Source organism: Geoalkalibacter sp., from assembly GCF_030604225.1.
Classification (GTDB): domain Bacteria; phylum Desulfobacterota; class Desulfuromonadia; order Desulfuromonadales; family Geoalkalibacteraceae; genus Geoalkalibacter.
This window is the reverse complement of sequence record NZ_JAUVWH010000188.1, coordinates 1-4,089: the sequence shown is the minus strand read 5'-3', so window position 1 is coordinate 4,089 and position 4,089 is coordinate 1. Positions and strand designations below refer to the sequence as shown.

Sequence of the window (4,089 nt, the reverse complement as noted above, 5' to 3'; positions counted from 1 at the left end):
CCACTCCCACTCGGTGGATGCCGTTACGCGTCATGCGATACAGGGCTTCAAAAAGATAATCGTCCTCGTTGACCACGATGAGAGGCGAATTCATGACCGCACTCACCAGCAGATCCCGGGGATTCGCGCCGCGCGCCACCACCTTGTTGCGCAGGTCGCGATCGGTCAGAATGCCGATGGGCGAGCCATCAGCGCAGACGACGACGCTGGAGATATTCTTTTCCCGCATGACGCCTGCAACGTCGACCAGCGGCTGTTCGGCGGAACAAGTGACGACGTTTTTCTGGCAGAAATCCTTGACGGGAAGAAAAAACACATTTTCCGCCGGCATAAAATAATCCCCCAAAAAACCGAAGCGCTTCCCCCAGCTGTTACCAACAAATCTCCTACCTGCCGCGTTCGTTCTTTCTGAGTGTATTGGTTATGAATCCAAGGTCAAGAAAAAACCCCGGCCGGGCTCTGGCCCGCCGGGGTTTTTTCCAAGGTGTTTCATCTAGCGAAAATTTCAGGCTGTTTTCTTGTAGCCTTGCATCTCGTCAAACTGCAGATACTGATAGATACTCTCGGCCTTGGGCAGAACCTTTTCCTTGTAGACCGCGAGATACTCGGCCGGGGTGGGAATCTTGCCCATATTTGTGATGACCGCGCCAAGTTCGGCGGAACCCAAATAGACCTTGGCCCCGTTGCCGATCCGGTCATCGAAGTTGCGGGTCGAGGTGGAGAACATGTTGACACCGTCGGGAACCCGCGCCTGATTGCCCATGCACAGGGAGCAACCGGCGATTTCAATGCGCGCGCCGATGGCACTGTAGATGGAGAAATACGCCTCGTCCTTGAGCTTGTCCTGATCCATGCGGGTCGGCGGACAGATCCAGGTACGGACCGCCGGATTGAACTTCTGGCCGCGCCAGATTTCGCCGGCGGCACGGAAGTGGCCGATATTGGTCATGCAGGAGCCGAGGAACACATCCTGGATGGACGTGCCGGCGACTTCGGAGAGCAGCTTAACGTCGTCGGGATCATTGGGGCAGGCCAGGATCGGCTCGGTGATCTCGGCCAGGTCGATTTCGATGACCGCGGCGTATTCGGCGTTCTTGTCGGCCTTGAGCAACTGAGGATTCTTCAGCCACTCATTGACGGCATCAATGCGCTTGCGCAGAGTCTCGGCGTCCTGATAGCCCTCCTCGATCATTTTTTCCATCAGCGCCACGTTGGAGCGCAGATAGGTGCAGACCGATTCCTCGGAAAGCTGGATGCAGCCCGCGGCGGCGGAGCGCTCGGCGGCGGCGTCGGTCAGTTCGAAGGCCTGCTCGACGGAGAGATCGGGCAGTCCTTCCATCTCCAGAATACGCCCGTTGAAAATATTGACCTTGTTCTTCTTGGGCACGGTCAGCAGGCCCTGCTTGATGGCCCAGTAAGGGATGGCGTTGACCGCGTCGCGCAGGGTGATGCCGGGATTGAACTTGCCCTTGAAGCGCACCAGAACCGATTCGGGCATGTCCAAAGGCATGAAGCCCATGGCCCCGGCGAAAGCCACCAGACCGGAACCGGCCGGGAAGCTGATGCCGATGGGGAAGCGGGTATGGGAATCGCCGCCGGTGCCGACGGTATCGGGCAGCAGCAAGCGGTTGAGCCAGGAGTGAATGACGCCGTCGCCGGGACGCAGGGCCACGCCGCCACGCTCGGCGATGAAGGCGGGCAGGGTCTTGTGCATTTTCACGTCGGCCGGCTTGGGATAGGCGGCGGTGTGGCAGAAGGACTGCATGAACATGGGCGCCAGGAAACGCAGGCAGGCGAGTTCCTTGAGCTCATCGGCGGTCATGGGGCCGGTGGTGTCCTGGGAACCAACGGTGGTCATCCGTGGCTCGCAGGCGGTGCCGGGCAGGATGCCCTCGACGCCGCAGGCCTTGCCCACCATCTTCTGCGCCAGGGAGTAGCCTTGGCCCGCCTTGGGCACCGGGTTGACCGGCAGGGTGAAAATATCCGTGGCGCCCATGCCCAGGGCGGCGCGAGCTTTTTCGGTAAGGGACCGGCCGATGATCAGGGGGATGCGGCCCCCGGCGCGGAACTCATCGGGAACCGTGTTGGGGCTGATCTGGAAAGTCGTGATAACCTTGCCGGAAGCGTCGACGACCTCGCCCTTCTTGGTGTTGATGGTAATGACGTCGCCGGTGTTGAATTTGGTGACATCCATCTTCAGGGGCAGCGCGCCCGAATCCTGGGCGGTGTTGAAGAAAATCGGCGCGATGACCCCACCGATGATGACGCCCCCGGTCTTCTTGTTGGGAACGCAGGGAATCTCTTCGCCGATGTGCCAAAGAACGCTGTTGCAGGCGGACTTGCGCGACGAGCCGGTGCCAACCACATCCCCGACGAAAGCCACCTGATGGCCTTCCTTGCGGAAATGCGCGATGGTTTCCAGACCGCCGGGAAAGCGGGTCTTGCCCATGGCCAGGGCATGCAGGGGAATGTCGGGGCGGCTCCAAGCGTCGCCTGCCGGAGAAAAGTCGTCGGTATTGATCTCGCCCTCGACCTTGAACACCTTGACAGTGATGGTTTCGGGAACGCCGGCCTTGCCGGTGAACCATTCGGCATTGGCCCAGGATTCCAGCACCTTTTTAGCGGCGGCGTTGGTTTTGCTCAGTGCCACGACCTCATCGAAGGCATCATACACCAGGGTGATTCCCGAGAGGGCCTTGGCGGCATCGTCCGCGAGGTCGGCGTCCTTGAGGGCGTCCACCAGGGGTTTGACGTTGTAGCCGCCGATCATGGTGCCGAGAATGCGCACCGCCTCACCCTTGGTGATCAGCGGCGAGGTGGCCTTACCCTTGAGAATCTGGTCGAGAAAGGCGGCCTTGACCTCGGCGGCGGGATCGACACCAGGGGAAATGCGGTTCTTGAACAGATCCAGCAGAAACTCGTCCTTGCCCGCGGGGGGATTCTGCAACAGTTTGCAGAGTTCCGCGGTTTGCTCGGGATTGAGAGGCAAAGCCGGAATGCCCTGGGCGTTGCGTTCCGCTTGATGTTTGAGATAGGCGTCGATCATCGCTGTCCTCCTCGGATAGTGTCGGCGGCCGGAGCCGAACCGGACTGCTTTAAGAGAGCTGCCGACAATTGTCGGGAACCGGAAAGCCCTTGAAAATTAACTACCTAGAACTTAAAAAAGGGCGGACAAAAAGGTGAAGCGGTGCATACTGTATACGATTTAACGGGGTTTTGTCAATCATCCAGAGGATTCTATTATAATTTTAACCACCGGGCGAACAGAGGCCGAACGGCATCGGGACCCCATGGGCATTGACATATTGTGTCATGCAACGACCGCAGCATGGAGACATCATCCTTTCCAGTGAGGTGCCGCCATGTTTGAGATTCTTATGCTTTTGTGCTTTGCCGTAGCCGGGTTTTCCTGTTTACTACCCTCTCCTGCCCGCCCGGCCGAAAAAAAAGCCCGGCGAGAGATGTCTCACCGGGCCATTATTCAGAATCAGGAAACCAAGCAAACTCAGTTCATCAGGGCCTTGACTTTTTCAAAGCCCAGATTGTAGGCCTTCTTGTTGAGCTCGATAAATGCTTCGGGAACGCGGGAAAGCACCGCTTTCTCACCCGCCTCGCGGGAAACCGCGTCGGTCAGGGCGATCATCGCGCCCAGGGCGACGACGTTGGCGACGATTTCGCGACCGATGTCTTCCTTGGCGGTGCGCATGATGGGCATGCGCACGATTTTGAAATCACCCTTGGGCTCACGGGGCACGAAGTCCGCATCGAGCAGCAGCACGCCGCCGGGCTTGATGCCGTTGGCGTATTTGTCGGCGGCTTCCTGGGTCATGGCCAGGCAAGCGTCGACAATGGTCGCCTTGGGATAGTCGATGGGGCCGTCGGAAATGATGACTTCCGACTTGGAAGCGCCGCCGCGAGCCTCAGGGCCATAGCTCTGGGACTGAACGGCATGCTTGCCCTCAACGATGCTGGCGGCTTCCGCCAGAATGATGCCGGCGGTGATCAAACCCTGTCCACCGGCACCGGAAAACCGAATTTCGAAACGTTGTGCCATGGTTTCAATTCTCCTTTAGCGGGTGATCAGGACTT

The 4,089-nt window shown here is 59.1% G+C and carries 3 protein-coding genes; all 3 read right to left on the bottom strand.

What is annotated here, in order from left to right:
* The coding region (locus tag QAT43_RS14480) for a CBS domain-containing protein (RefSeq protein WP_305043799.1) at positions 1-331 on the bottom strand (331 nt) is incomplete at its 3' end.
* Positions 332-505: 174 nt separating this feature from the next.
* On the bottom strand, positions 506-3,046 hold the full coding sequence (locus QAT43_RS14475) for a bifunctional aconitate hydratase 2/2-methylisocitrate dehydratase (protein ID WP_305043798.1): 2,541 nt from the start codon (positions 3,044-3,046) through the stop codon (positions 506-508).
* Positions 3,047-3,505: 459 nt separating this feature from the next.
* The gene (locus tag QAT43_RS14470) at positions 3,506-4,054 is read right to left on the bottom strand and encodes a 2-oxoacid:acceptor oxidoreductase family protein (RefSeq protein WP_305043797.1); all 549 of its coding nucleotides are present in this window, start codon (positions 4,052-4,054) and stop codon (positions 3,506-3,508) included.
* Positions 4,055-4,089 lie beyond the last annotated feature (35 nt).

Excerpts from the sequence above, each read along its gene's own strand:
- QAT43_RS14470 (WP_305043797.1), bottom strand. The coding sequence starts at position 4,054 with ATGGCACAACGTTTCGAAATTCGGTTTTCCGGTGCCGGTGGACAGGGT.
- QAT43_RS14475 (WP_305043798.1), bottom strand. The coding sequence starts at position 3,046 with ATGATCGACGCCTATCTCAAACATCAAGCGGAACGCAACGCCCAGGGC.